The 26550-nt window shown below is 68.6% G+C and carries 23 protein-coding genes; 19 read left to right on the top strand and 4 right to left on the bottom strand.

Annotated features, from left to right (window positions below):
- Nucleotides 1-47: 47 nt before the first annotated feature.
- From ABIB51_RS13995 to ABIB51_RS13985, 3 genes are all read left to right on the top strand, one after another.
- Nucleotides 48-2750 carry a bifunctional acetate--CoA ligase family protein/GNAT family N-acetyltransferase gene (locus tag ABIB51_RS13995; protein ID WP_354188982.1) on the top strand — a complete coding sequence of 901 codons (2703 nt, stop codon included), beginning with the start codon at nucleotides 48-50 and terminating at the stop codon, nucleotides 2748-2750.
- 102 nt (nucleotides 2751-2852) lie between these two features.
- Nucleotides 2853-3596, top strand: a complete 744-nt coding sequence (locus ABIB51_RS13990) for a DUF5998 family protein (protein ID WP_354188981.1) — start codon at nucleotides 2853-2855, stop codon at nucleotides 3594-3596.
- The gene (locus ABIB51_RS13985) at nucleotides 3556-4845 is read left to right on the top strand and encodes an alkaline phosphatase family protein (RefSeq protein WP_354188979.1); all 1290 of its coding nucleotides are present in this window, start codon (nucleotides 3556-3558) and stop codon (nucleotides 4843-4845) included. The genes ABIB51_RS13990 and ABIB51_RS13985 overlap by 41 nt, the downstream gene beginning before the upstream one ends.
- An 81-nt stretch (nucleotides 4846-4926) precedes the next feature.
- Here ABIB51_RS13985 and sepH read toward each other — a convergent pair whose 3' ends face one another.
- Entirely contained in the window at nucleotides 4927-6291 is a 1365-nt protein-coding gene (gene sepH / locus ABIB51_RS13980; RefSeq protein WP_354188977.1) for a septation protein SepH, read from the bottom strand.
- Nucleotides 6292-6617: 326 nt separating this feature from the next.
- Here sepH and ABIB51_RS13975 point away from each other — a divergent pair, with 326 nt between their 5' ends.
- On the top strand, nucleotides 6618-6917 hold the full coding sequence (locus ABIB51_RS13975; RefSeq protein ID WP_354188975.1) for a DUF4193 domain-containing protein: 300 nt from the start codon (nucleotides 6618-6620) through the stop codon (nucleotides 6915-6917).
- Between the two features lie 19 nt (nucleotides 6918-6936).
- On the opposite strand, the gene ABIB51_RS13970 is transcribed toward ABIB51_RS13975, so the two are convergent.
- On the bottom strand, nucleotides 6937-7425 hold the full coding sequence (locus ABIB51_RS13970) for a DUF3093 domain-containing protein (RefSeq protein ID WP_354188973.1): 489 nt from the start codon (nucleotides 7423-7425) through the stop codon (nucleotides 6937-6939).
- A 145-nt stretch (nucleotides 7426-7570) separates the two neighbouring features.
- Between ABIB51_RS13970 and dut the strand changes: the two genes are divergently transcribed.
- The 4 genes from dut (at nucleotide 7571) to ABIB51_RS13950 (ending at nucleotide 10042) form a co-directional block, all read left to right on the top strand.
- A complete protein-coding gene (dut, locus tag ABIB51_RS13965; RefSeq protein ID WP_354188971.1) occupies nucleotides 7571-8101 on the top strand; it encodes a dUTP diphosphatase in 531 nt (176 codons plus the stop codon).
- Between the two features lie 159 nt (nucleotides 8102-8260).
- Nucleotides 8261-8980, top strand: a complete 720-nt coding sequence (locus tag ABIB51_RS13960; RefSeq protein ID WP_354188969.1) for a DUF3710 domain-containing protein — start codon at nucleotides 8261-8263, stop codon at nucleotides 8978-8980.
- Nucleotides 8973-9326 (top strand): single stranded DNA-binding domain-containing protein, encoded by a 354-nt coding sequence (locus ABIB51_RS13955; RefSeq protein ID WP_354188967.1) that lies wholly within the window; start codon nucleotides 8973-8975, stop codon nucleotides 9324-9326. The genes ABIB51_RS13960 and ABIB51_RS13955 overlap by 8 nt, the downstream gene beginning before the upstream one ends.
- On the top strand, nucleotides 9323-10042 hold the full coding sequence (locus tag ABIB51_RS13950; RefSeq protein WP_354188965.1) for a DUF3159 domain-containing protein: 720 nt from the start codon (nucleotides 9323-9325) through the stop codon (nucleotides 10040-10042). Before ABIB51_RS13955 ends, ABIB51_RS13950 begins: the two co-directional genes overlap by 4 nt.
- Nucleotides 10043-10144: 102 nt before the next feature.
- On the opposite strand, the gene ABIB51_RS13945 is transcribed toward ABIB51_RS13950, so the two are convergent.
- Both ABIB51_RS13945 and ABIB51_RS13940 read right to left on the bottom strand, forming a co-directional pair.
- Nucleotides 10145-10897, bottom strand: a complete 753-nt coding sequence (locus ABIB51_RS13945) for a potassium channel family protein (RefSeq protein WP_354188963.1) — start codon at nucleotides 10895-10897, stop codon at nucleotides 10145-10147.
- Nucleotides 10898-11569: a potassium channel family protein gene (locus tag ABIB51_RS13940; protein WP_354188962.1), complete on the bottom strand. Its 672-nt coding sequence runs from the start codon at nucleotides 11567-11569 to the stop codon at nucleotides 10898-10900.
- A 131-nt stretch (nucleotides 11570-11700) separates the two neighbouring features.
- Between ABIB51_RS13940 and ABIB51_RS13935 the strand changes: the two genes are divergently transcribed.
- The 11 genes from ABIB51_RS13935 (at nucleotide 11701) to ABIB51_RS13885 (ending at nucleotide 26453) form a co-directional block, all read left to right on the top strand.
- The gene (locus ABIB51_RS13935) at nucleotides 11701-13677 is read left to right on the top strand and encodes an APC family permease (RefSeq protein ID WP_354188960.1); all 1977 of its coding nucleotides are present in this window, start codon (nucleotides 11701-11703) and stop codon (nucleotides 13675-13677) included.
- The gene (locus tag ABIB51_RS13930) at nucleotides 13674-15035 is read left to right on the top strand and encodes a class I SAM-dependent RNA methyltransferase (protein ID WP_354188958.1); all 1362 of its coding nucleotides are present in this window, start codon (nucleotides 13674-13676) and stop codon (nucleotides 15033-15035) included. The genes ABIB51_RS13935 and ABIB51_RS13930 overlap by 4 nt, the downstream gene beginning before the upstream one ends.
- Nucleotides 15036-15206: 171 nt before the next feature.
- Nucleotides 15207-18017, top strand: a complete 2811-nt coding sequence (gene acnA / locus ABIB51_RS13925; RefSeq protein ID WP_354188956.1) for an aconitate hydratase AcnA — start codon at nucleotides 15207-15209, stop codon at nucleotides 18015-18017.
- A 146-nt stretch (nucleotides 18018-18163) separates the two neighbouring features.
- Nucleotides 18164-20137, top strand: coding sequence for a 1-deoxy-D-xylulose-5-phosphate synthase (gene dxs / locus ABIB51_RS13920; protein ID WP_354188954.1), 1974 nt, complete (start codon nucleotides 18164-18166; stop codon nucleotides 20135-20137).
- 92 nt (nucleotides 20138-20229) lie between these two features.
- A complete protein-coding gene (locus ABIB51_RS13915; RefSeq protein WP_354188952.1) occupies nucleotides 20230-20787 on the top strand; it encodes a hypothetical protein in 558 nt (185 codons plus the stop codon).
- Nucleotides 20788-20857: 70 nt separating this feature from the next.
- Nucleotides 20858-21076 (top strand): helix-hairpin-helix domain-containing protein, encoded by a 219-nt coding sequence (locus ABIB51_RS13910; protein ID WP_354188950.1) that lies wholly within the window; start codon nucleotides 20858-20860, stop codon nucleotides 21074-21076.
- Nucleotides 21077-21112: 36 nt separating this feature from the next.
- Entirely contained in the window at nucleotides 21113-22090 is a 978-nt protein-coding gene (locus tag ABIB51_RS13905) for an aldo/keto reductase (RefSeq protein ID WP_354188948.1), read from the top strand.
- Nucleotides 22091-22156: 66 nt separating this feature from the next.
- A complete protein-coding gene (locus ABIB51_RS13900) occupies nucleotides 22157-23170 on the top strand; it encodes a nucleoside hydrolase (protein WP_354189035.1) in 1014 nt (337 codons plus the stop codon).
- A gap of 115 nt (nucleotides 23171-23285) precedes the next feature.
- Complete coding sequence (locus tag ABIB51_RS13895; RefSeq protein WP_354188946.1) at nucleotides 23286-24119, top strand: ECF transporter S component; 834 nt, start codon at nucleotides 23286-23288, stop codon at nucleotides 24117-24119.
- Nucleotides 24120-24135: 16 nt separating this feature from the next.
- The gene (locus ABIB51_RS13890) at nucleotides 24136-24909 is read left to right on the top strand and encodes an energy-coupling factor transporter transmembrane component T (RefSeq protein ID WP_354188944.1); all 774 of its coding nucleotides are present in this window, start codon (nucleotides 24136-24138) and stop codon (nucleotides 24907-24909) included.
- A gap of 8 nt (nucleotides 24910-24917) precedes the next feature.
- The gene (locus ABIB51_RS13885; protein ID WP_354188942.1) at nucleotides 24918-26453 is read left to right on the top strand and encodes an ABC transporter ATP-binding protein; all 1536 of its coding nucleotides are present in this window, start codon (nucleotides 24918-24920) and stop codon (nucleotides 26451-26453) included.
- The last annotated feature ends 97 nt before the right edge of the window (nucleotides 26454-26550 follow it).

The raw sequence follows: 26550 nt of genomic DNA, 5'->3' as shown, positions 1-26550 counted from the left end.
AGGTGTGCTGAGCGTGTGCTGCAAAAGTTTATGACTAGGCTAAGCCTATGGTGGATCAGCCCGCGGACGGCGTATATCCGGAATATTGGGAAGCCGATGTTGTCCTTCGGGACGGCGGGACCGCGCACCTGCGCCCCATCCACCCCTCCGATGCCGACGCCGTGCAGGCCTTCCACGTGGGCCAGTCGCAGAAGTCCATCTACATGCGGTTCTTTGCGTTCAAGTCCAAACTTTCCAGCAAGGAACTCAAGCGCTTCACCGAAGTGGATTACCGGGACCGCGTTGCCCTCGTGATCACGATCGGCGGCGAGATCATGGGAATCGGCCGCTACGACCGGCTGGACGATCCGGCCGAAGCGGAAGTGGCCTTCAACATCGCCGACGCCCACCAGGGCCGCGGCATCGGCTCCATCCTGCTCGAACACCTGGCCGCCGCCGCCCGCGAAAACGGCATCCGGAAATTCAGCGCCGAGGTGCTCCCCGAGAACCGCAAGATGCTGATGGTGTTCTCGGACGCCGGCTATGACGTCAAACGCCATTTCGACGACGGCGTGGTCAGCCTCGAGTTCAACATCGACCCCACCGACAAGTCACGCGCCGTGATGGAGTCCCGCGAACACCGCGCCGAAGCACGCAGCATCCAGGAACTGCTCGCCCCGTCCTCCGTGGCCGTGATCGGCGCCAGCCGCAAATGGGGCACCGTGGGCTACCAGCTGCTCGAACACATCATTGAAGGCGGGTTCACGGGCCCGGTCTACGCCATCAACCCGGAGGCCCTGGAACTCGCCGGGATGCTGTCCTTCGCCAAACTTTCCGAGGTCCCGGGCCCGGTGAAGCTCGCCGTCGTCGCCGTCCCGTACGACGAAGTCCCCAAGGTCGTGGAGGAATGCGGCGCCGCCGGGGTCAAGGGGATTGTCGTGGCCACCGCCGGCTATGCCGACGACGGCGACCACGGCCTCGCCCGGCAGCGCGAACTGGTCCGCCAGGCTCGAGCCAACGGGATGCGGGTGATCGGGCCGGCGTCGCTGGGCATTGTCAACACCAACCCGGCCGTATCGCTGAATGCCTCGATGGCGCCGTCGCTGGCCCGCAGCGGCGGCCTGGGCCTGTTCAGCCAGTCCGCGGCCATCGGCGTCTCGCTCTACGCCGCCGCCAGCCGCCGCCGGGTCGGGATCTCCACCTTCCTCTCGGCCGGCAACCGCGCCGACGTGTCCGGCAACGACATGATGCAGTTCTGGGAGGACGACGCCGACACCACGGCCGTGGGCCTCTACCTCGAGTCCATCGGCAACCCCCGCAAGTTCTCCCGGCTCGCCCGGCGCCTGGCCCGGACAAAACCGGTCATCGTGGCCAAGTCCGATGCGATGGGACAGCACCTGCCGCCTGGCCACGCCGTCCGCACCACCCAGGCGCCACCCGAGGCGGTCGACGCCATGATGCGCCAGGCCGGGGTGATCCGTGTCGAGACCATCGAACAGCTGATGGACGTGGCCCAGATCGTCTCGAGCCAGCCGTTGCCCAAAGGTCCCGGCCTGGCTGTCTTCAGCAACTCCCGGGCCCTCGGCAAGGTGGTCGCGGACAGCGCGGCCGTGCAGGGCCTCGGCGTGGAGCGCATCGTCACCGACGTCGACCTCGACGCCGGGATGTCACTGGCGCTGCCGGCACTGCGCCGCAGCGTGCAGGAGACCCTCGCGCTGGACTCCGTGCACGCCGTCGTCGTGGCGCTGCTCCCGGCGCGCGGCCTGACGGTGGAGAAGATCGCCGGAATCCTGGCCGAATGTTCAGCGGCCGCCGGGAAACCGGTGGTGGCCGCCTTCAGCGGCATCCTGGATCCCTCCGTGTACGTCGAGGGCATGGTCGGCGCTGACAACGGAGAGCCGGCAGCCGGGGCCACCGTGCCGTGCTATTCCAACCCCGGAGCTGCCATCGCCGCGCTCGGCGCCGCGGTCCGCTACGCCCAATGGCTGGACCGGGACCACGGGCTCTTCGTGGAACCCGAAGGCTGCGATCCGGAAGGGACCCGCACGGAGCTGGAAGAGCTGCTTCGCGGCGTGGGCGGCGAGCACCTGCGCAGGCTCGACCAGGCGACGGCCGCGAGGCTGCTGGGGCACTACGGCATCCGGGTGGTGCCCTCGGAAGGCTTCGAGACCGCCGAGGAAGCCGTGGCCGCCGCGGACGAGCTCGGCTGGCCGGTGGCTCTGAAGACCACGGACCCGGCGCTGCGGCACCGGCTGGACCTCGGCGGGGTGCGGCTGGACATCCCGGACGCCGAGTCACTGCGGCAAAACGTCGGGCAGATGCGAAAGTCGCTCGAACGCTACGGCTCGCCGTCCCTGGAGGTGCAGACGATGGTGCCGGTGGGGCAGGCCTGCACTTTCCGGGCCATCGAGGATCCGCTCCTGGGCCCCGTGATCTCCTTCGGCCTGGCCGGGGACGCCGTCAACCTGCTGGACGACTGGGCACACCGGGTCCCGCCGCTCTCCGGCTCCGATGTCCACGACTTCATCCGGGGTCCGCGCGCCTCGCGGAAACTCTTCGGCTACCAGGGGCTGCCGCCCGTGGACGTACCGGCCCTCGAGGACCTGGCCGCCCGGCTCACCCGGCTTAAGGACAACCATCCGGAAATCGCGCTCGTGGAGTTCAACCCCGTCCTGGCCGGACCCGACGGCGCCTCGATCCTTGCCGCCGACGTCCGGATCGCCAATGCGGCCCAGCGCACCGACAGTGCGCGCCGGGCGATGCGCAGCTGAGCGCCGCCAGGCCGCCCGGCGCCGGACCGCAGCGGCCCTTCCGGCGCCGGACCGCCGTCGTGCGGTTAGCATGTCCTCAGCCGATCTGTGAAAATGGAGATCATGAGCACCCAGTCTCCGACACCCAAGTCCCCGGCGCCTGCCTCCGGACGGCAGGGCACCCCGCACCCCGGCCTGCATGACCACAGTGCGCAGGGTCAAAGCCTGGAAGGGGCCCTTCAGCAGGCCGGGTTCTACCCGCCGCTCGTGGCTGATGTGGTCGCCGATGCCCTGGACGGCCGCGATTGCGTGGCGCACCTGGTCCACCTCGAGACACACTTCGACCGGGCCGAGGTCCGGCGCCACATCACTGTGCTGGTGCTGACCGAGGACATGCTGGTCATCACCCACGTGGATGACCAGCAGCTCGATGAGGCCGGCGAGCAGACCGTCGCCCAGGTCTCCACAGAGTCCGTCCCCGTGACTCAGATCCGCTCCGTTGTGCTCAGCTACGTCTACGCCCAGCCGCAGGACTACAAGCCCTCGGACCCGGTCCGCGAACTGACCCTGTCCATCGCCTGGTCCGGCGGGCAGCGGCTCGACATGGGGCCGGCCAGTTGCGGCGACCCGCAATGCGAAGCGGACCACGGCTACAGCGGCACCATCGCCCAGGAAGACATTGTGCTCCGGATCAGCGCCGAGGCCGACGGGCTGCAGGCCGTCCAGGATGCGAAACTGTTCGCCCGCGCCCTCCGGGCCGTCAATACCGGATCCACGGCCCCCACGCCGCACACCGGCCCCGGACTGCCGCCCCGCGCCCGCATGGGTGTCTTCGGAAACCGCCTCAGCCGCGGCCACCAGCGCTGAGATGGTGCCGGACCGCGTGCCCGAACCGCTCTCCGTGCCGTCGGCACCCCCCCTGCCCGTGACGCTTGCCCCGGCGCTGCCCGCTCCGCCGGCGTTCGGCCACCGCTCCGTCGCCGAAGTGCTCAGCAGTGCCGCGGCCAGCATCGGCGTCCCGGGATTCGAAAACCGGCTGGACCTGCCCACGGGTAAACGGATCTGCGTTGTGCTGGCCGACGGGCTGGGCCGGAACCTGCTCAAGCAGAAGTCGGCGCACACCCCGTTTCTGCGCTCCGTTATGCAGGCAGGCCAGGACCGCGTGCCCGTGTCCCTGGATTCCGCATTTCCCTCCACCACGGCGGCGTCGCTGGCCAGCTTCGGCACGGGCCTGCCCGCGGGGCAGCACGGCATGGTGGGCTACGACGTGCTCGACCCGGACCAGGACCGCGTGGTCAACATGCTCGGCAACTGGGACGCCGGGGTGGACCCGCTGCTCTGGCAGCCCTTCCCCACAGTGTTCGAACGCGCCGCGGAGCACGTGGACGTCACCACCGTGAGCCTGCCCCAGTTCAGCAACTCGGCGATGACCCAGGCAGCGCTTCGGGGCGGCCGCTACATTACGGCGACTACCTCCCATGCCAGGACCGCCGCCGCCGCCGAGGCCATGGCCGGCGCGGGCGCCTCGCTGATGTATTTCTACGTCAATGAACTGGACAAGGCCGGGCACCGGCACGGGTGCCAGTCACCCCAGTGGGAGCACCAGCTGGAGGAACTGGACGCCACGGTGCGCCGGCTCAGCAGCACCCTTCCGGCCGGAACCACAGTGCTCCTCACCGCGGACCACGGCATGCTCGACGTGCCCGAATCGCAGCGGATTGACTACTCGGCCGAACCGGCGCTCATCGACGGAGTCAGGCACACTGCGGGGGAGCCGCGGATGGTCCACCTCTACCTCGAGGACGGGGCCGGCGAATCCGGACGTGCGCGGCTGCTCGAGGCATGGCGTGACCGCTTCGGCGACCGGATCTGGGCCTTCACCCGTGAAGAGGCCATCGCCGCAGGACTGTTCGGCGAGGTCCGTGCCGAAGTCGGCCCGCGGATCGGCGACGTGATGATCGCCGCGCGCGATGCACTGGCATTTTATGACATCCGGCGGGTGCGGCCGACGTCCATGGAGGTTGTGGGCCAGCACGGTTCCCTGACGAAGGCCGAACGGGAAGTGCCGCTGCTGTGCTTCCAGGCCGACGGCACCAAGGCGCCACGCCGCCACTAGAGAATGCTGCTCGACGGCGCCGCCGCTGGAGGGCGCCGCCACCAGGCAGCGCCGCCACCAGGCAGCGCCGCCAGGCGGGCGTCAGTCCCCGCGGGTCCCGAAGACGATGTCGTCCCAGCTGGGCACGCTGGAGCGTTTGGGCTTGGCGGGCTGGCGCTCAGGCTGCTCGGACTCGCGGTCCGGCCGGGGCCCGGTGGCAGCGTCACGCTGATGCCGGCGCGGGCTTCCGCCTCCAAGGAGTTCGTCCAGGCCCTTGCTGGGGGTCGGGCCCTGCTGGCCGACCGGCCGCAGCTGGGATGCCGCAATGGTGATCTCACGGGTTTCCGTGCTCACGCCGTCGTGTAGTTTCAAGGCGTCGTCGTCCGGGTCCTCATGACGGGGCGCCAGGGTCAGCCGGGACATGATCGACGGCCGGCCGTCGCGGCGGCGTTCCCAGATGTCCGCGCTGGCCTGGGGCTCCGCTTCTGCCGGGGTGTCCTGATGCTCCGGTTCCGGGTCGCCGGGCACGTCGTCGGCTGAATCAGCTTCCGCCTCCGCGGCGGCCCCGGCCAGGACCTCGGAGGGCCGCGGGTGGGCGGCCGGGACTCCGTTGGTCAGCAGCAGGGCGAGGGCGTCGTCGGCGTCTTCATCCACGCCGAGGCGCTGGCCGCGGCGGGAGCGGAGCATATCCAGCAGCCCGTCCGCTTCCTGTTCCTGCTGGAGCTGGAGGTGCTGGATGACGTTATGCTGGGCGGTCGCCGTCCTGGCCGCCGCATCGGCGTCGGTCTCGAAATCGAAGGGCCGGTCCGACACGGCCGAGAGCCGGCGTGCCGGGACCGGGCCGTCGAGGGGTTCCAGTTCGCTGAGCTGCTGCGCCCAACGGTTGGCGTTCTGCAGGGACTTGCGGGCCGGGTTGAACGTCCACATCGCGGGAGGTTCCTCGCCGATGCCGGAATGGCCGGGCTCCTGCTCGAAGCGCGCCACGACGTTCCAGGCGCCGTCCGGACGCCGCCAGGAGTCCCACTCGACCGTGGAGGGCTCAATGCCGTGCGCGCTCAGGCGGTGCGCCACCATCTCGCTCAGGGACGCGGGATTGTCGCCGAACACCGAGCGGTACATGTCCTGCCCGGGGGCGGGGGCGGCAACCTCCACCTTGCGTGCCTGCTGCGCGACGTGTTCGCGTTCGGCGAGCACCGGACCTTCGTAGCGCTGGACTTTGGCGAGCGGAATACCCGAGAGCTCAGCCACCTCGGCCGCCGTCGAACCGCTGCGGATCCGCGACTGGATATCGCGCGGAGACATCGCAATAGGCGCGGCGCCCGCGCCGGAAGAGCCCTTCGCCGACGTCCGGCTGGCCGCGACGCGAAGTGCTTCATCGATTGGCAGCTGGAACATCTCGCCGCCGGCGCCGCTCAACAGGAGATGCTCCCCGTCGTCGTGGACGCCTACAAGCCGTAGATCCTGCATACAAATCCTCCACCCTGGCATTACTAACAATCGAAACTCTGCCACCCGGAGGGCACATATGGGGTGAGGACGAAGGGCGCGCCGCGAAATTCCGCGACTATTCGCGACTTTTCGACCCCTTGGCGGCCATCCGCCGGGCGGACGAACACTTGCCTCTGGCTTTCACCAGACGCTTAAGCAAAAATGACCCGACATCGGGCACAAAAACCGCGTGGCCGGTGTTGACATCGGAGAACCGGGCCAGAAGCGGTCCCGGGCCACAAGCCCGGCAGGACCGACCGTGGCCCGGCGAACCAATCGATCAAGCGGAGTGTGAGCAACAAATAATGGCGACAGACTACGATGCGCCACGCAAGACCGAAGAGGACCTCAACGAGGACTCCATCGAGGAACTGAAGACGCGGCGCACGGACAAGCCTTCCGCAGTGGTGGATGAAGATGAAACCGAGCTGGCGGAAGGCTACGAACTCCCCGGGGCAGACCTGTCAGGGGAGGAACTCCTGGTCCGGGTCATGCCGGCCCAGGCGGATGAATTCACCTGCGCGTCGTGCTTCCTCGTCCGCCACCGTTCGCAGATCGCCCGCGAAAAAGACGGGCTCATCTTCTGCAAAGACTGCGAGGGCTAGGGCAACCGGACGCGGAGATTCAGCTGCGGGACTCCAAGGCCGCGAGCAGCCGGTCCGGGTGCTTGGTGGAGGTCAGCCAGTAGGGGGTGCGGTCCGACGGGTCCGTAATCTCGATCCGGACCACAGGATCCACCCAGCCGCGGATGCACATAAACGCCAGGCCGTTGAGCCGGGTGCCGCGCTCCGCCGTCGCTTCCTTCCCTTCGAAAGCCTCAGCGCTGCCGACGAAGCGGCGTTCGATCATGGCCCGGCCGACGCGCAGGGTGGAGCCGGTCACGGTGATGGACGGCGTGGACAGGATCAGCAGTACGGAGATGATCACAAAGAGCACAACGGCGGCCGTGATTCCGGCGCCGATGCTGATGGGGGCGAAGACCAGGATCCCGGCGCTGGACAGTCCTGCCGACACCAGCCAGATCCAGAAATTCGGCCAGAGTTTCTCCTGGTAGAGAACGGCGGAGTCACTGGGGGTGTTGGAGGCAGGCACAGCTGCACTGGATTCGGGCATGAGCCCAGCTTTCCACTTTTCCCGGGCTATTTCACCTTGGCCGCCGGCCGCGGTCCGGACCGGTACGCACGCCGTGCGCTGCGGTGCCCGCCGGAGGCGCCCGCGGCTAGGCCGAAGCGCAGGCCGGGCGATAGAGTGAGGGACTGTGACTGAAGAAAACACCGCCGTGACCACCCGCCCGGACGCACCCGCGGAAGCCGGCAGCCCGGAGTACGGGACCCCCACCCTGACCGTGCAGTTGAAGATGCTCGACGACGGCCTCGAACCGCCGTCGTATGCGCACCCGGGCGACGCCGGCGCGGACCTGCGTGCCCGCGAAGACGTTGTGTTGGAGCCGGGGGAGCGCCGGCTGGTGCCGACCGGGGTGTCGATCGCCCTCCCTGACGGCTTTGTTGCCCTGATCCACCCGCGTTCCGGCCTGGCCACGAAGCACGGGCTGACTGTTCTCAACGCGCCCGGAACCGTTGACGCGGGCTACCGCGGAGAAATCGCCGTGACCTTGCTGAATACTGACCGGCACGAGGCGATCGAACTCAAGCGCGGCGATAGAATTGCACAAATGGTTATCCAGCGCGTCGAGTACGCAACGTTCCTTGCCGTCGAGGAGCTGAACGGCTCGGTCCGCGGTGGCGGCGGCTTCGGATCCACCGGCGGCTTTGGCGCCCCCACAGCCTGAACCGCTTCGGGCTGCCGGCACTTCGCAGCGACAGCCTGCGGCGCGGTGACGGTTAGTTGGGCGGAGGCCGTTAGCATTGCGCAGTGGCCGGTACACGGGCCAGACGCCACGCGGACGCAAAGCGGCGCGGCGGCACATCACAACTAAGGAGAAAACCCGATGGTTTTTGGGCGTGGCAGGAAAGCCAAGCAGGAACAGCTGACCGAGCCCGGGGAAACCCCGGGGTCAGCTGCTGAAGTCTCTGCCGCGGGCCCCGCCGGCGGAGCGGTCCGTGGCTCTACCGGCCCCTTCGATGTGTCGGAAATCGAGAACCAGGACGGGTACGTGGACCTCGGTGCGCTCCTGATCGCGCCGCAGGAAGGACTCCAGCTCCGGCTCGAGGTCGAGGAGGCCACGCAGCGCGTCGTCGCCGTGACCATGGACCTGGACGGCTCGAGCCTCCAGCTGCAGGCGTTTGCCGCGCCCCGGTCCGAAGGACTCTGGGAGGAAATCCGCGAACAGATCGGGCAGTCGGTCGGCAGCCAGGGCGGCCAGGTCGAGGAGATCCAGGGACACTTCGGCACCGAACTCCTCGCCAAGCTTCCCGCCAGCGGCGGGGACGGCAGCCAGGGCTACCGCGTCGCACGCTTCATCGGCGTCGACGGTCCGCGCTGGTTCCTCAGGGGCGTCCTGGGCGGAGAGGCTGCTGTGGACCGCGAGGCCGCCGCCAAGCTCGAAGGGCTGTTCCGGCAGATCGTCGTCGTCCGCGGCGAGAACCCCATGCCGCCGCGTGACCTGTTGCAGCTGCGCCTGCCCAAGGACTCCGCTGCGCCGGCGCCCAAGGCTGCGCCGGACCTCGAACAACCCGAACGTGGACCGGAGATCACCCAGATTGGCTGATGCCGCCCGCAAAGAAACTGCCGCACCGCTCTCCGTCCGCGGACTGCCGGGCCGCGGCCACGTGCTCTGCCAGGGGTTCATCGAGTCCGTAACCTACGCGCCGGCAATCCATGTGGCGGCCTTCACCGCCATCGTCGTCGACCACGACACCCCGCGGCCGGCGGTCAAGGCCGCGGGCCAAGGCTCCAAAAGCCGCCTACGGGTGATCTGGCTGGGCCGGCGGCGCATCCCCGGCGTCGACGCCGGCACGGAGCTGCGGCTCGAGGGCATGGTCACCGTCCGTGACGGCCTGCCCACCATGTTCAATCCCCGTTACGAAATACTCTCCCGCCAGGAGGAGCAATGACCTTGCCCGAGAAGCCCGCATCCGGGGCCGAGCAGCCCACCATGGCAGAGCTGGCGGAGGGGTACGCGAGCAAGGCAGGACTGCACCGCTCCAGCAACGGCAACATTGACGTGCTCAAAAGCGCCGGCGGCGTGCAGGGCATCGCCGAAAGCGTGCTGCCCGGGCTCGTCTTCCTCGTTGCCTTCACCATCACCCGGGACCTGCCGGTTGCCCTCATCGGCTCCCTCGCGACGGCCGCGGCGTTCACCATCGCCCGGCTGATCCAGCGCCGGCCGCTGACCCAGGCACTCGCCGGGGTCGTCGGCGTCGGGCTCTCCGCCTGGCTTGCGAACTCCACCGGCAAGGCCGAGGACTTCTACGTCCTCGGCTTCTTCACCAATGTGGCGTACATCCTGGCGATGGCGCTGTCGATTGCCTTCCGCTGGCCGTTCGCCGGGCTCATCTTCGGGTTCATCCGGAATGAAGGGCTGGAGTGGCGCAAGCACCCCGCCCGGATGAAGGCCTACAAGATCGGGACGTGGGTCATCATCTCGGTGCTGGTCCTCCGCCTGGTGGTCCAGGTGCCGCTGTACTTCATGGGCGAAGCCGGCCTGGCCGCGCTGGCGACGACGCGGCTCCTGATGGGGGCGCCGCTCTACATCCTCGGCGTCTGGGTGGCGTGGCTCCTGACCCGGCCCGCCCCTGCTCCGGCCGACCCGGGAACCGAACGCAGCTAGTCCGCACCTGGCCTGCCCCCGGCTCCGGCCCCCGTTGCGCTATCAGTTGGCGTCGTTCCCAGCGCTCAGAACGACGCCAACTGATAGCGCAACCGCGGCGGATCAGCCGTCGAAGCCGTCATCCTCGGACTGGTGGTTGCCGTTGCCGTGCCGGTCGGAGGTGACCGGGTGCTGCTCGTCGTGGGGCGACTCCGGCGACTCCGGCGACAGCAGGGCCCGCAGCTCGTCCTCGGCGACGATTGTGGTCACGAAGAACAGCTCGTCCCCGCCGTCAATCACGTCGTCACGACTCGGGGTGATGGGCGCCTGGTCCCGGAGGATTGCGACCAGGGTGGCGTCCTCGGGCCATTCGATGCCCCCGACCGTCAGGCCGATGACATGCGAGTCGTGCGGAACCGTGAACTCCACCAGCGAGGACACGCCGGTCTGCAGGGTGAGGAGCCGGACGAGGTCGCCGATCTCCACAGCCTCCTCGACGAGGGCGGTCATAAGCTGCGGGGTATTGACGGCGACGTCGACCCCCCACGAGTCATCGAACATCCAGTCGTTCTTGGGGTTGTTGACCCGCCCCACCGTGCGGCCCACGCCGAACTCCGTTTTTGCCAGCAGCGAGACCACAAGGTTGACCTTGTCATCACCCGTGGCGGACACCACGACGTCGGCATCCTCCAGCTTCGCGTCCTTGAGCGTGCTCAGTTCGCAGGCATCGCCGACGAGCCAATGGGCGCCCCGGAGGCCGCTGCGCCCGATCACCTCGGGCTTGAGGTCGATCAGCAGGATTTCGTGTTTGTGGGCCAGCAGTTCACGGGCGATGGACGAACCGACACTGCCTGCCCCGACGATGACAACTTTCACTTAAGACTCCTTGGCGGGGGACTTGGCAAGAATGTGGGCGACTTCGGAGCTGCGGTCCACGTCCAGCATCGCGTGGACCGTGTCACCGTCCTGGTAGGAGGTGCTGGCCGCGGGCAGGATTCCCTCGCCGAACCGGGTCAGGTACGCCACCCGGACCCCGGCAGCCTTCTCGATGGATGCCACGGTGTGCCCGATCCAGCCGGCCTCCAGGTCCACCTCGGCAAGCGCCAGCCGGCCCGACGGATCGCGGAAATCGCCGGCGAGGTGCTGTTCGGGCAGGATCCGGCGGAGCACCTGGTCGGCGCTCCACCGCACGGCCGCGACCGTGGGGATGCCGAGTCGCTGGTAGATTTCCGCGCGGCCGGGATCGTAGATCCGGGCCACAACGTGCGGAACGTGAAAGGTCTCGCGGGCCACCCGGGTGGCGAGGATGTTGGAATTGTCCCCGCTGGAGACGGCGGCGAAGGCGTAGGCCTCCTCCACGCCGGCCTGCTTGAGGGTTTCCCGGTCGAAGCCCACACCCGTGACCTTGCGGCCGGCGAAGCCGGTGCGGAGGCGCCGGAAGGCACGGTCGTCCTGGTCGATGATGGCCACCGAGTGACCGGCGTCCTCAAGCGTGTGCGCCAGGGTTGCCCCCACCCGGCCACAACCCATAATGACGAAGTGCGCCACTCGTGCCTCCTAATGCTTCGCTGTCTGCTGCTGCGTAAAACTCTACCGGCCACGAGGCGCCCGGCAGCCAGCGTCGCCGCAGGACACCGGGTTGTCATGACATCGCGTGAGAATGCGACTAGCTTTGTGTGGTGCTGACAATATTCAATGCCGTGAAGCGGGTGCTGGTAGGCAAGCCCTTCCGGAACGACAGCCTGGCCCACACCCTGCTCCCGAAGCGGATCGCCCTGCCCATTTTCGCCTCCGACGCGCTGTCCTCCGTGGCCTACGCGCCGGACGAAATCCTCCTGACCCTGGCCCTGGCCGGGGTCAGCGCCGTCGCCTTCTCGCCCTGGGTGGGGCTGGCCGTTATGGTGGTCCTCCTGACCGTCGTCGCGTCGTACCGCCAGAACGTCCACGCCTACCCCTCCGGCGGCGGCGATTACGAGATCGCCAACGAAAACCTCGGCAAGTACGCCGGCCTCACCGTCGCCTCCGCGCTGCTCGTGGACTACGTGCTGACCGTCGCCGTGTCCATGTCCTCGGCCGCCACGTACCTGACTACCGCCGTCCCCGCGCTGCACGGCCAGCAGGCCGCCATCGCGACGATCGGCGTGATAGTCCTGGCGCTCGTGAACCTGCGCGGCATCAAGGAGGCCGGCAGCGTCTTCGCCGTACCGACCTACATCTTTATGGCGTCCATCCTGGGCATGGCCGGCGTCGGCATTTTCCAGGCCGCCACCGGGCAACTGGGCCAGGCGCCGTCGGCGGCCTTCGCGATCGTGCCCGCGGAAGGCTTCGACGAAGGCCTCGTCGGGCTCGCCGGCGCCTTCCTCCTGCTCCGGGCCTTCTCCTCCGGCGCCGCAGCCTTGACCGGCATTGAGGCCATCAGCAACGGCGTGCCCAACTTCCAGAAACCGAAGAGCAAAAACGCCGCGACGACCCTGCTGCTCCTCGGGGTGATCGCCGCCTCCATGCTGGCCGGGATCATTTACCTCGCCAACGCCACCAAGGTGCACATCGTGCTGGACCCGGCCAAGGAATTCCTGCTGGACGGGAAACCGCTGCCCGCCGACTACATCCAGAGCCCGGCCATCAGCCAGATCGCGCAGACCATCTTCGGCGCCGGCTCCATCCCGTTCTACGTCGTGGTCGCCGCCACCGGCGTGATCCTGGTGTTCGCCTCCAACACGGCGTTCAACGGCTTCCCGGTCCTCGGCTCGATCCTGGCCCAGGACGGTTACCTGCCCCGCCAGCTGCGCACCCGCGGGGACCGGCTGGCCTTCAGTAACGGCGTCCTCGCGCTGGCCGCCGGCGCCCTGGTGCTGATCATCGCCTTCAACGCGGACGTCACAAAACTCATCCAGCTCTACATCGTGGGCGTCTTCATCTCCTTCACCATCAGCCAGCTCGGCATGATCCGGCACTGGGGCCGGGAGCTCAAACTCGCCAAGGACCCGGCGGTGAAGCTGCGCATGGTCAAGTCCCGCACCATCAACACCATCGGCTTCGGCATGACCGCCCTGGTGCTGGTGATCGTGCTGATCACCAAGTTCCAGCAGGGCGCCTGGATCGCGCTGCTCGCGATGTTCGTCCTGTTCCTCATCATGTGGAGCATCCGGGCGCACTACGACAATGTGGCCAAGGAACTCGCCGTGGACGCGGACTCCTCGCCGCGGGCCCTGCCCACCCGGGTGCACGCTGTTCTGCTCGTCTCGCACGTCCGCAAGCCCGTGCTGCGTGCCCTGGCCTACGCCCGCGCCTCGCGTCCCTCCCGGCTGGACGCCATCACCGTGGACATCAGCACCGAGGAAACCGAGCAGACCGTCGCTGACTGGGAGAAACTGGAAATCCCGGTACCGTTGACTGTGCTGGCCAGCCCGTTCCGCGAAACGGTGACGCCCATCATGGAGTACATCACCAACATGCGCCGCGACTCACCGCGTGACCTGATCGTCGTGTACATCCCGGAGTACGTGGTCGGCAAATGGTGGGAGCAACTGGTCCACAACCAGACCGCCCTCCGAATCAAAACCCGGCTCCACTTCGAGCCCGGAGTCATGGTTGCCAGCGTCCCGTGGCAGCTGAAATCATCCGAAGAAGCCAAGAAACTGCAGGATATCCAATGAGCCCCGAAACAGTGACGCACCCCCACACCGACCTCATCGTCGATGTCGGCCCGATAGCCCATGGCGGCCACTGCGTCGCCCGGCATGAGGGCCGCGTGGTGTTCGTCAGGCACGCGATCCCGGGCGAAAAAGTCCGGGTCCGCCTGACCGACTCCGGCCCGGACGCCAAGTTCTGGCGCGCCGACGTGGTGGAAGTCCTGGAGGCATCCCCGGACCGGATACCGCATTTCTGGGACCTGGCGGATTCCGCGCGTTCCTGGTCCCACCGCCACCCGCCCCTCGGCGGTGCCGAACTCGGCCACGTGGCGCTGGAACGCCAGCGCAGCCTCAAGGCCGAGGTGCTGGCCGAACAGCTGCAGCGCCTCGCCGGCGTCGAGCTTTCACCCGTTGTTGAGGCAGTGGGGGAGCCGGCGGGAACAGCGGACGACGGCGGCCGGCCCGCCGGCCTCGGCTGGCGGACCCGCACCGGCTTCGCCGTCACCCCCGGCGGGAAGCTCGGCATGCACGCGCACCGCTCCGACACTGTCCTGCCGGTCCGGGAGATGCCGCTGGCGGTCGAGGGCATCAACGCCCTGCGGCTCTGGGACATCGACCTGCAAGGCATTGAGCGGGTGGAGGTGACGGCACCGGCCAACGGCTCCCGCCCGCTGGTGCTCCTGGTCCCGGCGCCGGGCACCCGGGCCAAACGCCTCAGCGCCATCCTCGCGCAACTCCCCGACGACGTCTCCGTCGCCAGCATCGATCCGGTCAAGGGCGAGGTCCTGCAGCTGCGCGGCCGGACCTATGTCCAGGAGACCGCGGCGGGCCACGAGTTCCGCGTCACGGGCGACGGTTTCTGGCAGATCCACCGCGCCGGACCGGAAACCCTCGTGGGGGCCGTCACGGGTTTCCTGCACGACGGCGGGTTCCTCGAGGCCGGAGGGGTTGTGGCGGATCTCTATGCCGGAGCCGGGCTCTTCACCGCGCCCCTCGCGGACGCGGTCGGCGTGACCGGATCCGTACTGTCCGTGGAGGGGGCGCCCGGCACCAGCCGGGATGCCCGCAAGAACCTGCACGGCGCTTCCCAGGTCGAAATTGTGCAGGGGAAGGTGGAACGCGTGCTGCGCCACAATCCGCGGAATTTCGACGCCGTCCTCCTGGACCCGCCCCGGGCCGGTGCCGGCAAGGCCGTTGTGAACCAGCTGCTCGGCGCGGGACCGCGGGCCGTGGCGTATGTCTCCTGCGATCCGGCGTCGTTTGCCCGCGATCTTGGCTACTTCCAGCAGGGCGGCTGGGAACTCTCGGGGCTGCGGGCCTTCGACCTGTATCCGCACACCCACCACATGGAGACAGTGGCGCTACTGACTCCCCGGCGCTGATCCCACTAGGATGGGCGGAGTAGTCCGACGTCGCGCTCCGTAATCACGGCTGACCTCTTGCAATCCCCACTGATCCTCGTCCCGACGAGGCCCGGTACTAGTTAGGCTCGCCTAACTAGCAAGGGGTCTGCGGCGCGACAAAGATGAAACTGTTGCGAGAGGAGTCCTGCGATGAGCATTGTGGACAGCTTCGGTTCAAAAGGCAAACTTAATGTAGCCGGTACCGAATACGAAATTTTCCGGTTGAACTCCGTTGAAGGTGCAGAAAACCTTCCGTTCAGCCTCAAGGTATTGCTTGAAAACCTGTTGAGGACCGAGGACGGCGCCAACATCACGGCCGACCACGTCCGAGCACTGGCCGGCTGGGACCCCAGCGCCGAGCCCGACACTGAAATCCAGTTCACGCCGGCGCGCGTGATCATGCAGGACTTCACTGGCGTGCCCTGCGTTGTGGACCTTGCCACCATGCGCGAGGCCGTCAAGGAACTCGGCGGAGACCCCAAACGGGTCAACCCGCTGGCACCGGCGGAAATGGTGATCGACCACTCGGTGCAGATCGACGCCTTCGGCAACTCCGGCGCACTGGAGCGCAACATGGAGATCGAATACCAGCGCAACGGTGAGCGCTACCAGTTCCTGCGTTGGGGCCAGACCGCGTTTGACGACTTCAAGGTCGTCCCGCCGGGAACCGGCATCGTGCACCAGGTCAACATCGAGTACCTGGCCCGCACGGTCATGACCCGCGAAATTGACGGCGTCGTCCGGGCCTACCCGGACACCTGCGTCGGCACCGACTCGCACACCACCATGGTCAACGGCCTGGGTGTGCTGGGCTGGGGTGTCGGCGGCATCGAGGCCGAGGCCGCCATGCTGGGACAGCCCGTCTCCATGCTGATCCCGCGCGTCGTGGGCTTCAAGCTGACCGGGTCCATCCCGGCCGGCGCCACCGCCACCGACGTCGTCCTGACCATCACGGAACAGCTGCGCAAGCACGGTGTGGTCGGCAAGTTCGTCGAGTTCTACGGCGAAGGCGTGGCCGCTGTGCCGCTGGCCAACCGCGCCACCATCGGCAACATGAGCCCGGAGTTCGGCTCCACGGCTGCCATGTTCCCGATCGACGACGTCACCCTCGAGTACCTGCGCCTCACCGGCCGGTCCGACGAGAACGTGGCCCTGGTGGAGTCCTACGCGAAGGAACAGGGCCTCTGGCACGATCCCTCCCGCGAGATCAAGTTCTCCGAGTACCTCGAGCTGGACCTGTCCACGGTTGTTCCCTCCATCTCCGGCCCGAAGCGTCCCCAGGACCGCATCGAGCTGACGGATGCCAAGGAGCAGTTCCGCAAGGACATCCACAACTACGTCACGCTCGAAGACGGCAGCGTGGACGAGTCGCTGGACGAGTCCTTCCCCGCCTCGGACCCGCCCTCCTTCACGCACGCCGATTCCCACACCACGGAAATCGAGCGCGTCGTGTCGGCAGCGAACGGCGCAGCCGGACGTCCGAGCAACCCGGTGCACATCAAGACCGAGGACGGCCGCGAGTTCGAGCTGGACCACGGGGCGGTCTCCATCGCCTCGATCACGTCCTGCACCAACACGTCCAACCCGTCCGTGATGCTGGCCGCCGCACTGCTGGCCCGCAACGCCGTCGACAAGGGCCTGACGTCCAAGCCGTGGGTCAAGACCTCCGTGGCGCCCGGTTCCAAGGTTGTCACCGACTACTACAACAAGTCCGGCCTGACCCCGTACCTGGAGAAGCTCGGCTTCTACATCGTGGGCTACGGCTGCGCCACCTGCATCGGCAACTCCGGCCCGCTGGACGCGGAGATCTCCGAGGCCATCGCGGCCAACGACCTCTCCGTCACTGCCGTGCTGTCCGGTAACCGCAACTTCGAAGGCCGGATCAACCCGGACGTGAAGATGAACTACCTGGCCTCCCCGCCGCTGGTCATCGCCTACGCCCTGGCCGGTTCCATGGACTTCGACTTCGACACCGACTCGCTCGGCAAGGACGAGGCCGGCAACGACGTCTTCCTGAGGGACATCTGGCCGAACCCGGTCGAGGTCCAGCAGGTCATCGATTCCTCGATCGACAAGGACATGTTCGCCCGCGGCTACGAGGGCGTCTTCGACGGCGACGCACGCTGGAAGGCGCTCGACACCCCGGCCGGCGACACGTTCGCCTGGGACCCGAAGTCCACCTACGTGCGGAAGCCCCCGTACTTCGATGGCATGAAGGCCGAGCCGGATGCGGTCACCGACATCAGCGGCGCCCGCGTGCTGCTCAAGCTCGGCGATTCGGTCACGACCGACCACATCTCCCCGGCCGGTTCCTTCAAGTCGGACACCCCGGCCGGGCAGTACCTGCTGGCCAACGGCGTGGAGCGCAAGGACTTCAACTCCTACGGCTCACGCCGTGGCAACCACGAGGTCATGATCCGCGGCACGTTCGCGAACATCCGGATCAAGAACCAGCTGCTCGACGGAGTCGAGGGTGGATTCACCCGCGACTTCACGCAGGCGGACGGCCCCCAGGCCTACGTCTACGACGCCGCGCAGAACTACCAGGCAGCCGGCACCCCGCTGGTGGTCCTGGCAGGCAAGGAGTACGGCTCCGGCTCTTCCCGCGACTGGGCTGCCAAGGGCACCGCGCTCCTGGGCGTCAAGGCGGTCGTGGCCGAAAGCTACGAGCGCATCCACCGCTCCAATCTGATCGGCATGGGCGTGCTGCCCCTGCAGTTCCCGGCCGGCGAGTCCGCGGCCACCCTGGGCCTGACCGGCACGGAAACGTTCGCTGTTGAGGGCGTCACCGCCCTCAACGACGGCACCACGCCGAAGACGCTCAAGGTCACGGCCACAGCGGTTGACGGCTCCGCCAAGTCCTTCGATGCGGTCCTGCGCATCGATACCCCGGGCGAGGCGGACTACTACCGCAACGGCGGCATCCTGCAGTACGTGCTGCGCCAGATCTCCGCCAACTAGCGGAGGTCCCCTCCCTCGCGGGAGGAACAGCACGGAAGAAGGCCCCGGCCGGTCATTGACCGGCCGGGGCCTTCGCGTTCCGGCACCGGGGCTCCTCCGGAGGCGTTAGAGTTAAAAGGCATGTCTACCAGTCGAAGGAGGGGCCGTTGGGAATCTTGGAGACTATCCGGAATCCGCAGGACCTGAGCAAGTTGTCCGAGGCGCAGCTGGATCAGCTCGCAGCCGAGGTCAGGGCATTCCTGATCGGCAACGTCTCCCAGACCGGAGGCCACCTCGGCCCGAACCTCGGCGTCGTCGAACTATCCATCGCGGTGCATCGGATCTTCGATTCCCCCCGGGACAGCATCGTCTTCGACACCGGCCACCAGTCCTACGTGCACAAACTCCTCACCGGCCGGCAGGACTTCAGCACCCTCCGCCAGCAGGGCGGCATGTCCGGCTACCCTGACCGCGCCGAGTCCGAGCACGACATCGTCGAAAGTTCCCACGCCTCCTCCTCGCTGTCCTGGGCCGACGGGATCTCCCGCGCCCGGCAGCTGACCGGCGACGGCGACCGCTACGTCATCGCCGTCGTCGGCGACGGCGCCCTGACCGGGGGCATGGCCTGGGAAGCCATCAACAACATCGCCGCGGACAAGAAGCGCCGCGTCGTGATCGTCGTCAACGACAACGGCCGCTCCTACGCCCCGACCGTCGGCGGCTTCGCCGACTACCTGGCCTCGCTGCGCCCCACCATCGATTCCTTCCGCGCCCAGCCCTCCTACGAGGGCGCGCTGGAGTGGTGGCGCCGGAAGCTGCAGAACGGCGGCACCGCGGGCCAGTTCGCCTACCGCAGCCTCCATGCCATGAAGAAGGGCATCAAGGACTGGTGGGCCCCGCAGGGCATGTTCGAGGACCTCGGCATGAAGTACATCGGACCGGTGGACGGCCACAACCTCCAGGCCATGGAACATGCCCTGTCGACGGCCAAGAATTACGCCGGACCGGTGATTGTCCACGCGATGACCGAGAAGGGCCACGGCTACGCCCCAGCCCGCGCGCACGAGGCGGACCAGTTCCACGCCGTGGGGATCATCGACCCTGAAACCGGCGAACCCACCGAGGCCGGCGGCGCGAAGTCGTGGACGTCCGTCTTCGCCGATGAGATAGCCGACATCGCGGACGAGCGCAAGGACATCGTCGGCATCACCGGCGCCATGCTGATCCCGGTCGGGCTGCACAAGTTTGCCGCACGGCACCCCGAGCGGGTGTTCGACGTCGGCATCGCCGAGCAGCATGCCCTCACCTCCGCGGCAGGCATGGCTTTCGGCGGGCTGCACCCCGTCGTCGCGGTCTACGCCACCTTCCTCAACCGCGCCTTCGACCAGCTGCTGATGGACGTGGCCCTGCACAAGGCCGGCGTCACCGTGGTCCTGGACCGCGCCGGCGTGACGGGGCCCGACGGCGCCAGCCACCACGGCATGTGGGACATGGCCATGGTCCAGATCGTGCCGGGACTGCACCTTGCCGCACCGCGCGACGCGACCCGCCTCCGCGAGGAACTGCGCGAGGCCGTTGCGATCGAAGACGCGCCCAGCGTCATCCGATACTCCAAGGGCAGCGTCGGAGCCGAGGTGGACGCCGTCGAACGGCTAAGCGACGGTGTGGACGTGCTCGCACGCCGCCCCGCCGGCTCAACCGAAAACGACGTCCTGATCGTCAGCGTCGGCGCGATGTCCGAACTAGCGCTGGACGTCTCCAACCGGCTCGGCGCCCAGGGTATCAGCTCGACGGTGGTGGACCCGCGGTGGCTGCTGCCGGTCCGGAAATCCATCATCGCCCTCGCCTCCCACCACCGCCTGGTCATCTGCATCGAGGACGGCGTACGGGCCGGGGGCGTCGGCTCGCGGATCCGCCAGGAAATGCGGGCCGCGGGGGTGGACACGGCACTGAACGAGGTTGGCCTCCCGGTGGAATTCCTGGACCACGGATCCCGCAGCCAGGTCCTGGAGCGCGTCGGCCTGACCGCCCAGAAGATCACGCACGACGTCGTCGCCCAGGTCCTTGGGACCAAGGTGCCGTTCGCCCGCCCCTTGCCCGGGCAGGAACACCCCAGCACCGGCAGCCTGCCGCTGCTTTAGCCAGAACATCTGAACAGCGAATCCAAGAAGCAACACCGTCCGACGCCGCTACTTAGGCGCCGTTGCAGCACGGTCCAGGAAGGAACTGGCACATGAGCGGAATTATCCGGGTCTACAAACGCAACGACGAAGGGGCCCTCGAATTCCGGGAGGCCTGGTTTGACGAGGACTACAGCCAGTTCGTGATGAACCACGGCGTCGTCGGGCACCAAAGCAAAACCGATGAAACCGACGTCGCGGACGCGTCCGCCGCGGAAAGGCTCATGGATGCTTTCGCCGTGCAGTGCGCCGAGGACGGCTACGCCGAAATCCCCGACGAGGAGCAGTTCTGGGTGGTAGCCCAGTACGCCCTGAAGACCAAGGACGGCACGGACCGCGACCGCTACCTGGAAGAAAAGGCCAAGGACGCACTCATCAGCCATCTGGCCTGGCGCGGGCTGGGGATCGTGGACCGCTCCGAATTCAGTGACGCCAAACTGAACATTTTCTGCCTCACCCCGGACGTCAACAAGGCCGTGAACGCCATCAAGGTCTGTATCCGGGGCGAGGACCTCGACTTCACCAAACTGAGCATCGGTGCCGCACCGTACGGTGAGACATCCTTCAAGCTCAAGCACTCACCGAAGCCGGCCAACAGCTTCAGCCTGTAGTTCCGCATTACCTGTAGTTCGCATTAAAGGGTCACATCCGTTTGGGGCAACCAACTGGAAGGCAACCGCAATGACGCAGAAATCCCGTGAACCAGGCCGCACCCCGCTTCCCCGGGGGATCGCGGCACCCGCCCGCAAGTCCCTTGCGCATGCAGGCGTGGAAACCCTGGAACAAGTCGTGCAGCTCGGCGAACGCCGGCTCGCCGGCATGGCGGGGGTCTGCCCGCGGACCATGGCCCAACTGCGGGACGCCCTGGACGACCACGGACTGGAACTGCGGGCGGGCTGAGCGGGGAGCCCCGCTGGCCGTTATAGGCTGAATCCCATGACTGAATACCGCCGCGTGGGCAATTCCGGACTGACCGTCTCTGCCGTTGGGCTTGGCTGCAACAACCTGGGTCGTTCCACCACCGCGACAGAGTCGCAGGAGGGCACCGACGCCGTCGTGCATGCGGCCCTGGACGCCGGCATCACCTTCTTCGACGTCGCCGACAGCTACGGCCGCGAGCCGGGCCTCAGCGAGACAATGCTGGGCAAGGCCCTCGCCGGGCGCCGCGATGACGCCGTCATCGGCACGAAGTTCGGCCTGGACATGCGCGGGACCAATGGCAACGACTTCGGCGCCCGCGGCTCCCGGCGCTACATCATCAAAGCCGCCGAGGCATCCCTGCGGCGGCTGGGCACGGACTGGATCGACCTGTACCAGTTCCACACGCCGGACCCGCTGACTCCCATCGATGAGACGCTCGCGGCCCTGGACGAACTCGTGACGAGCGGCAAGGTCCGCTACATCGGCCACTCCAACCGCGCCGGCTGGCAGATCGCCGAGGCCGAGTACGTGGCAAGGAACCGCGGGGGAGCGCGCTTTGTTTCCAGCCAGAACCACTACAACCTCCTGGACCGCCGGGCCGAACTCGAGGTCACACCGGCCGCCGAAGCCTACGGACTCGGCGTGCTGCCTTACTTCCCGCTGGCCAACGGCCTGCTGACCGGCAAATACGCCAAGGGCGCCGCCCCCGAGGGGTCCCGGCTCAGCCACACCCGCACCAACCTGGTCCACGACGCCGACTGGGAACAGCTGGGCGCCTTCAGCGCCTTCGCCGCCGAGCGTGACCTCAACGAAATCCAGGTCGCGTTCTCCTGGCTCGCCGCCCAGCCCTCCGTCAGCAGCGTCATCGCCGGCGCCACCAGGCCGGAACAGGTCCGGCAGAACGCCGCCGCCGTGGCCTGGATCCCCAGCGCCGCCGAGCTGGCCGAACTCGACGACCTCTTCCCCCGGACGCCGAAGGTCGCGCTGTTCTAAGTGGACCGTGCGCCTGACCTGAATGAGCCTGCCGTGGGTGAGCCTGACTCGCGGCATACCGTGCTGATGGACGTCGATACCGGCATCGACGACGCCCTGGCCCTCGTGTACTTGTTGTCCCGGCCGCAAGTGCAGATCCGGGCCATCACCTGCACCGCCGGCAACGTCGGTGCCCGCCAGGTGGCGCTGAACAACCTGGCCCTGCTGGAGCTGTGCGGCCGGCAGGGCGTCGAGGTCGCCCTCGGCGCCGAGGTGCCCCTGGAGATCCCGCTCGTGACCACCGAGGAAACGCACGGGCCGCAGGGGATCGGCTACGCCGAACTGCCGGCGCCCGCCCAGCCGATCTCGGCGCGCCACGCCGTCGACGTCTGGGTGGAAGAAGCCCGTGCGCACCCGGGGGAGCTGACCGGGCTCATCACCGGGCCGCTGACCAACTTCGCCCTCGCCCTGCGCCGGGAGCCGGAGCTGCCGCGGCTGCTCAAAGGCCTGGTCATCATGGGCGGGAGCTTCAACTACCAGGGCAACACAACACCGACTGCCGAGTGGAACGTCTCGGTGGACCCGCACGCCGCGAAGGAGGTCTTTGCGGCCTACCGAGGCCTGCCCGAGGACAAGCTGCCGCTCGTGTGCGCGCTGGAATCCACCGAACGCATCGAGATGCGGCCGGAGCACCTGCAAAGCCTCGCGGAGGCTGCCGGTTCCGGGCCGGAACTGGTCCTGCCGGAACAGCCCCACGGCCAGCCCAGCGCCTCGGCCAATCCGTTGGTCGCGTGCCTGTCCGACGCGATCCGGTTCTACATGGAGTTCCACCGGCAGTACGACCAGGGCTACGTCGCCCACATGCACGATGCCTTCGCGGCCTGCGCCGCCATCGGCCGGACCGCCGTCACGACGCGGCTGGCCACGGTCGACGTCGAAACCTCCTCACCGCTGCTCATCGGCACCACGGTAGCCGATTTCCGCGGCCTCTGGGGGCTGCCGCCCAACGCCCGGATCGTGGCCACCAACGATCCCGGGCAGTGCTTTGACGAGCTGATTTCCTCCGTCGGCGCCCTCGCCCGCGGGATCGGCCACCGGTAGCCTGCACCGTCCGCGGCACCGTGGTCAGCGGAGAGCCGGCTGCTCGCTAGGATGGTAGCTGCGCCGAGGTGACATAGGCGGATGTTGCAGCTATCCCAGCCGAAGGACCATCCCCATGCCACAGCACCCCCTGACCCTCCCTGCCTCCGGCCACGCTCCTGGACAGGCGGCCGGCCGAGGCCGCCGCCTGCTCGAACTTGCCGGCGCCGCCGCCATCGCCGGCACCTACATCTTCCTGGTCCTCACCCAGCCAGCGGACATCGCCAACGGCCCGGCAAGCTTCTCGGCGCTCGTCGCGCTCGGCGGTTTCCTGCTCGGCGCCGTGCTGCTGATCCTCGCCGTGCTGCCGGTGCTGCCCACCTCCACCCTGGTCCTGATGCCCGTGGCGCTGGTCCTGAACGTGGTCCTCGGCCAGCTCATGGGCGCCACCGGCCTGCCGTTCTACTTTGATGCCATCGGCACCGTCCTGATCGCCGTCCTGGCCGGTCCTGCGGCGGGCGCCGCCACGGGTGCGCTCAGCAGCATCGTGTGGTCCTTCTTCAACCCCACCGTCCTGCCCTTCGCCGCCGGTGCCGCCCTGATCGGTTTCCTGGCCGGCCTCGCTGCCCGCAGCGGACTGTTCCGCCGCTTCTACCTCGCACCGGTGGCCGGTTTTGTCACAGGTATGCTCGCCGGCGTCGTGTCCGCCCCGATCGCGGCCTTCGTCTTTGGCGGCACCTCCGGCGTCGGCACCGGTGCGATCGTGAGCGCCTTCCGGGCCATGGGCGACACCCTGCTGGCGGCCGTCACCAAGCAGGCCCTGATTTCGGATCCGATGGACAAGGCGATCGTCTTCGCCATCGCCGCGCTGCTCGTCTACGCCATGCCGCGGCGCACCACCTTCCAGTTCCCCTTCGTCCGTCGCTTCCGCGTGCTCGCCGGCAAGGCCCCGGCCACGCCCGGCGCCTGAGCCGGATCCACGCACCGTGCCCGACTCGCCGGCCCTGCCGCCGCTGCATCCGCTCACCGCGCTGACCCTGGCCGGCTGCGCGGCCGTCATCACGACGGCGGCGGCCAGCTGGCCGTTGTCGGTGGCAGTGGCACTGACCGCGTCACTGCTGGCAGGACGTGCCGGGGTGGCCCGCCGGGTTCTCGCCGCCGCGGCGGTCATCCTGGTCCCCTTCGGGCTGTCGTTGCTGATGCTGCACGGCTTCTTCTTCACCGAGGGCCGCACGGTCCTCGCCGCCTGGGGACCGGCGAGGGTCACTGCGGAAGGACTGGGCTTCGCCCTGGAGGCCGGAACCCGCACCGCCGCCTGCGTGCTGATGCTGCTGCTGTTCTCCTTCACCGTCAGCGTCCCGGACCTGGTCACCGCCCTCACGGCGCGCCGGGTGCCGCGGCAGTTCAGCTTCGTCCTGGCCTCCACCCTGACCCTCCTGCCGGCCATTGCCGCCAGGCTCGGCCGCATCCGGCAGGCGCAGCAGGCCCGCGGGCTGGTGCTGGGCGGCGGACTGCTGTCCCGGCTGGTGGGTATCCGGCTGCAGATGGTGCCTCTGGTGCTGGGCCTGATCGACGACGCCGGCAGCCGCGCCCAGGCCCTAGACGCCCGCGGTTTCGGCGGGCAAGGTCCGCGGACCAGCTACCGGACACTGACCGACCCGGAGGCGCAGCGGTGGATCCGCCCGGCAGCATTGCTCCTGGCCGCAGTGGCCGTCCTGCTCCGCGTGGCGGCCTCCTGGCCCGGGACCGGCAACGCATGAACAGTCCGGTGCTGAGCGCTGACATCACAGGCTTCACCTTCCACGGCGAGGACGTCCCGGTACTGCACCACCTCGGGATCGGCGTGTCCGGAGGCACCCTGACGGCGGTCCTGGGCGGATCCGGAAGCGGCAAATCAACGCTCGGGAAGCTTCTGGGCGGCTGGCTCCGGCCGGGGGACGCCGGAGTCCTGAACGGACGGTTGGCACTGGCCGGCACCGTGCTGGACTTCCGGGCCGGATCCGGTGATCCGCGGATCGACCCGGCGGCGTGGTCCCGGCGCGTGGCCTACGTCCCGCAGGACGCCGCATCCATGCTCTCCACGGTGAGCGCCACCGTCGCGGAGGAACTGGCGTTCGGCCTGGAAAACCGGGGCACGCCACGGCCGGAGATGCTGAGCGAAGTGCACCAAACTGCCGGACTCGCCGGCCTCGCCGGGCTGCTGGACCGCAACCCGGCCACGCTGTCCGGCGGGGAGCTCCGCCGGCTGGCCCTCGGATGCGCCCTCATCACCCACCCCGACGTGCTGGTCCTGGACGAACCCCTCGCGTCCCTCGACGCCGCCGGTGCGGCGCAGCTCCGCGAGCTCGTCCGCGGGCTGACAGCCGCCGGGACCGCCGTCGTACTGCTCAGCCAGCGGGCGGACACGCTGGCTGGTTCGGCCGGGCACTGGATAGTGCTCGACGCCGGAACCGTTGCCGCCGCCGGGAGCCCCGCGGACGTGGCAGCGTCGCCGCAGCTCGCGGCGACGGGCGTCGTCGTGGAAGCCGGCGTGGACACTGCCCCGGGTGTGGGTTCCGCGGTGCGCTACGTCCCGGCACTGTCTGACACCCTGCCTGTGCACTACACCCAATCCCGGCGGGCGGCCCGGGACCGTGCCCCGCTGCTGGAGATCGAGAACCTGGCCTTCAGCTATCCCACCGGCGGACTCTCCGCCCCCGAGCCGCTCCTGGCCGGCCTGGACCTCGGAGTGCGGGCGGGGGAGACCGTGGCCATTACCGGTCCCAACGGGGCAGGCAAATCGACGCTGCTGCGCCACCTCAACGGGCTGCTGCGTCCTGCCGCCGGAACCGTGCGGGTCCGCGGAAACAACATTGCCGGAGTTGCGCCAGGGATGGTCGCGGCCTCGGTGGGGCTGCTGTTCCAGCACCCGCGGGACCAGCTTTTTGAACGGACGGTGCTGCGGGAAGTCAGCTTCGGACTCCGCAGGCTGGTCGGAGCAGAACAGGCGGCGGCCCGCGCCGGCGAGGCCCTGGCCGCCGTCGGGCTGTCCGGGGCCACCGGGACACACCCGGCCGGACTCCCGTCCTCGCAGCAGCGGCTGCTTGCCCTGGCCACAGTGCTGGCCCGTGAGCCCGCTGTGCTGGCGCTCGACGAACCCACCGTCGGACTGGACCGCCACGGCCTCGACGCGTTGCAGCGCGCCGTGGTCCGCGCCGCCGCACGGGGCGCCGCCGTGGTCATGGTCACCCATGACCTGGGCTACGCCCGGGCGAACGCGGACCGGGTGCTGGAACTCAAGGGCGGCCGGCTGTCGGAGCTCTGACCCGCCGGGGGGGGGGGGGGGCGGGGGGGCCCCCCCCCCCCCCCCCCCCCCCCCCCCGGGGGGGGGGCCCCCCCCCCCCCCCCCCCCCACCCCCCCC

The organism is Arthrobacter sp. UYCu712 (assembly GCF_040547005.1).
In the GTDB taxonomy this organism is placed as follows: domain Bacteria; phylum Actinomycetota; class Actinomycetes; order Actinomycetales; family Micrococcaceae; genus Arthrobacter.
Note: the sequence above shows the minus strand (reverse complement) of the source record. Positions and strands in the feature narration are given on the sequence as shown.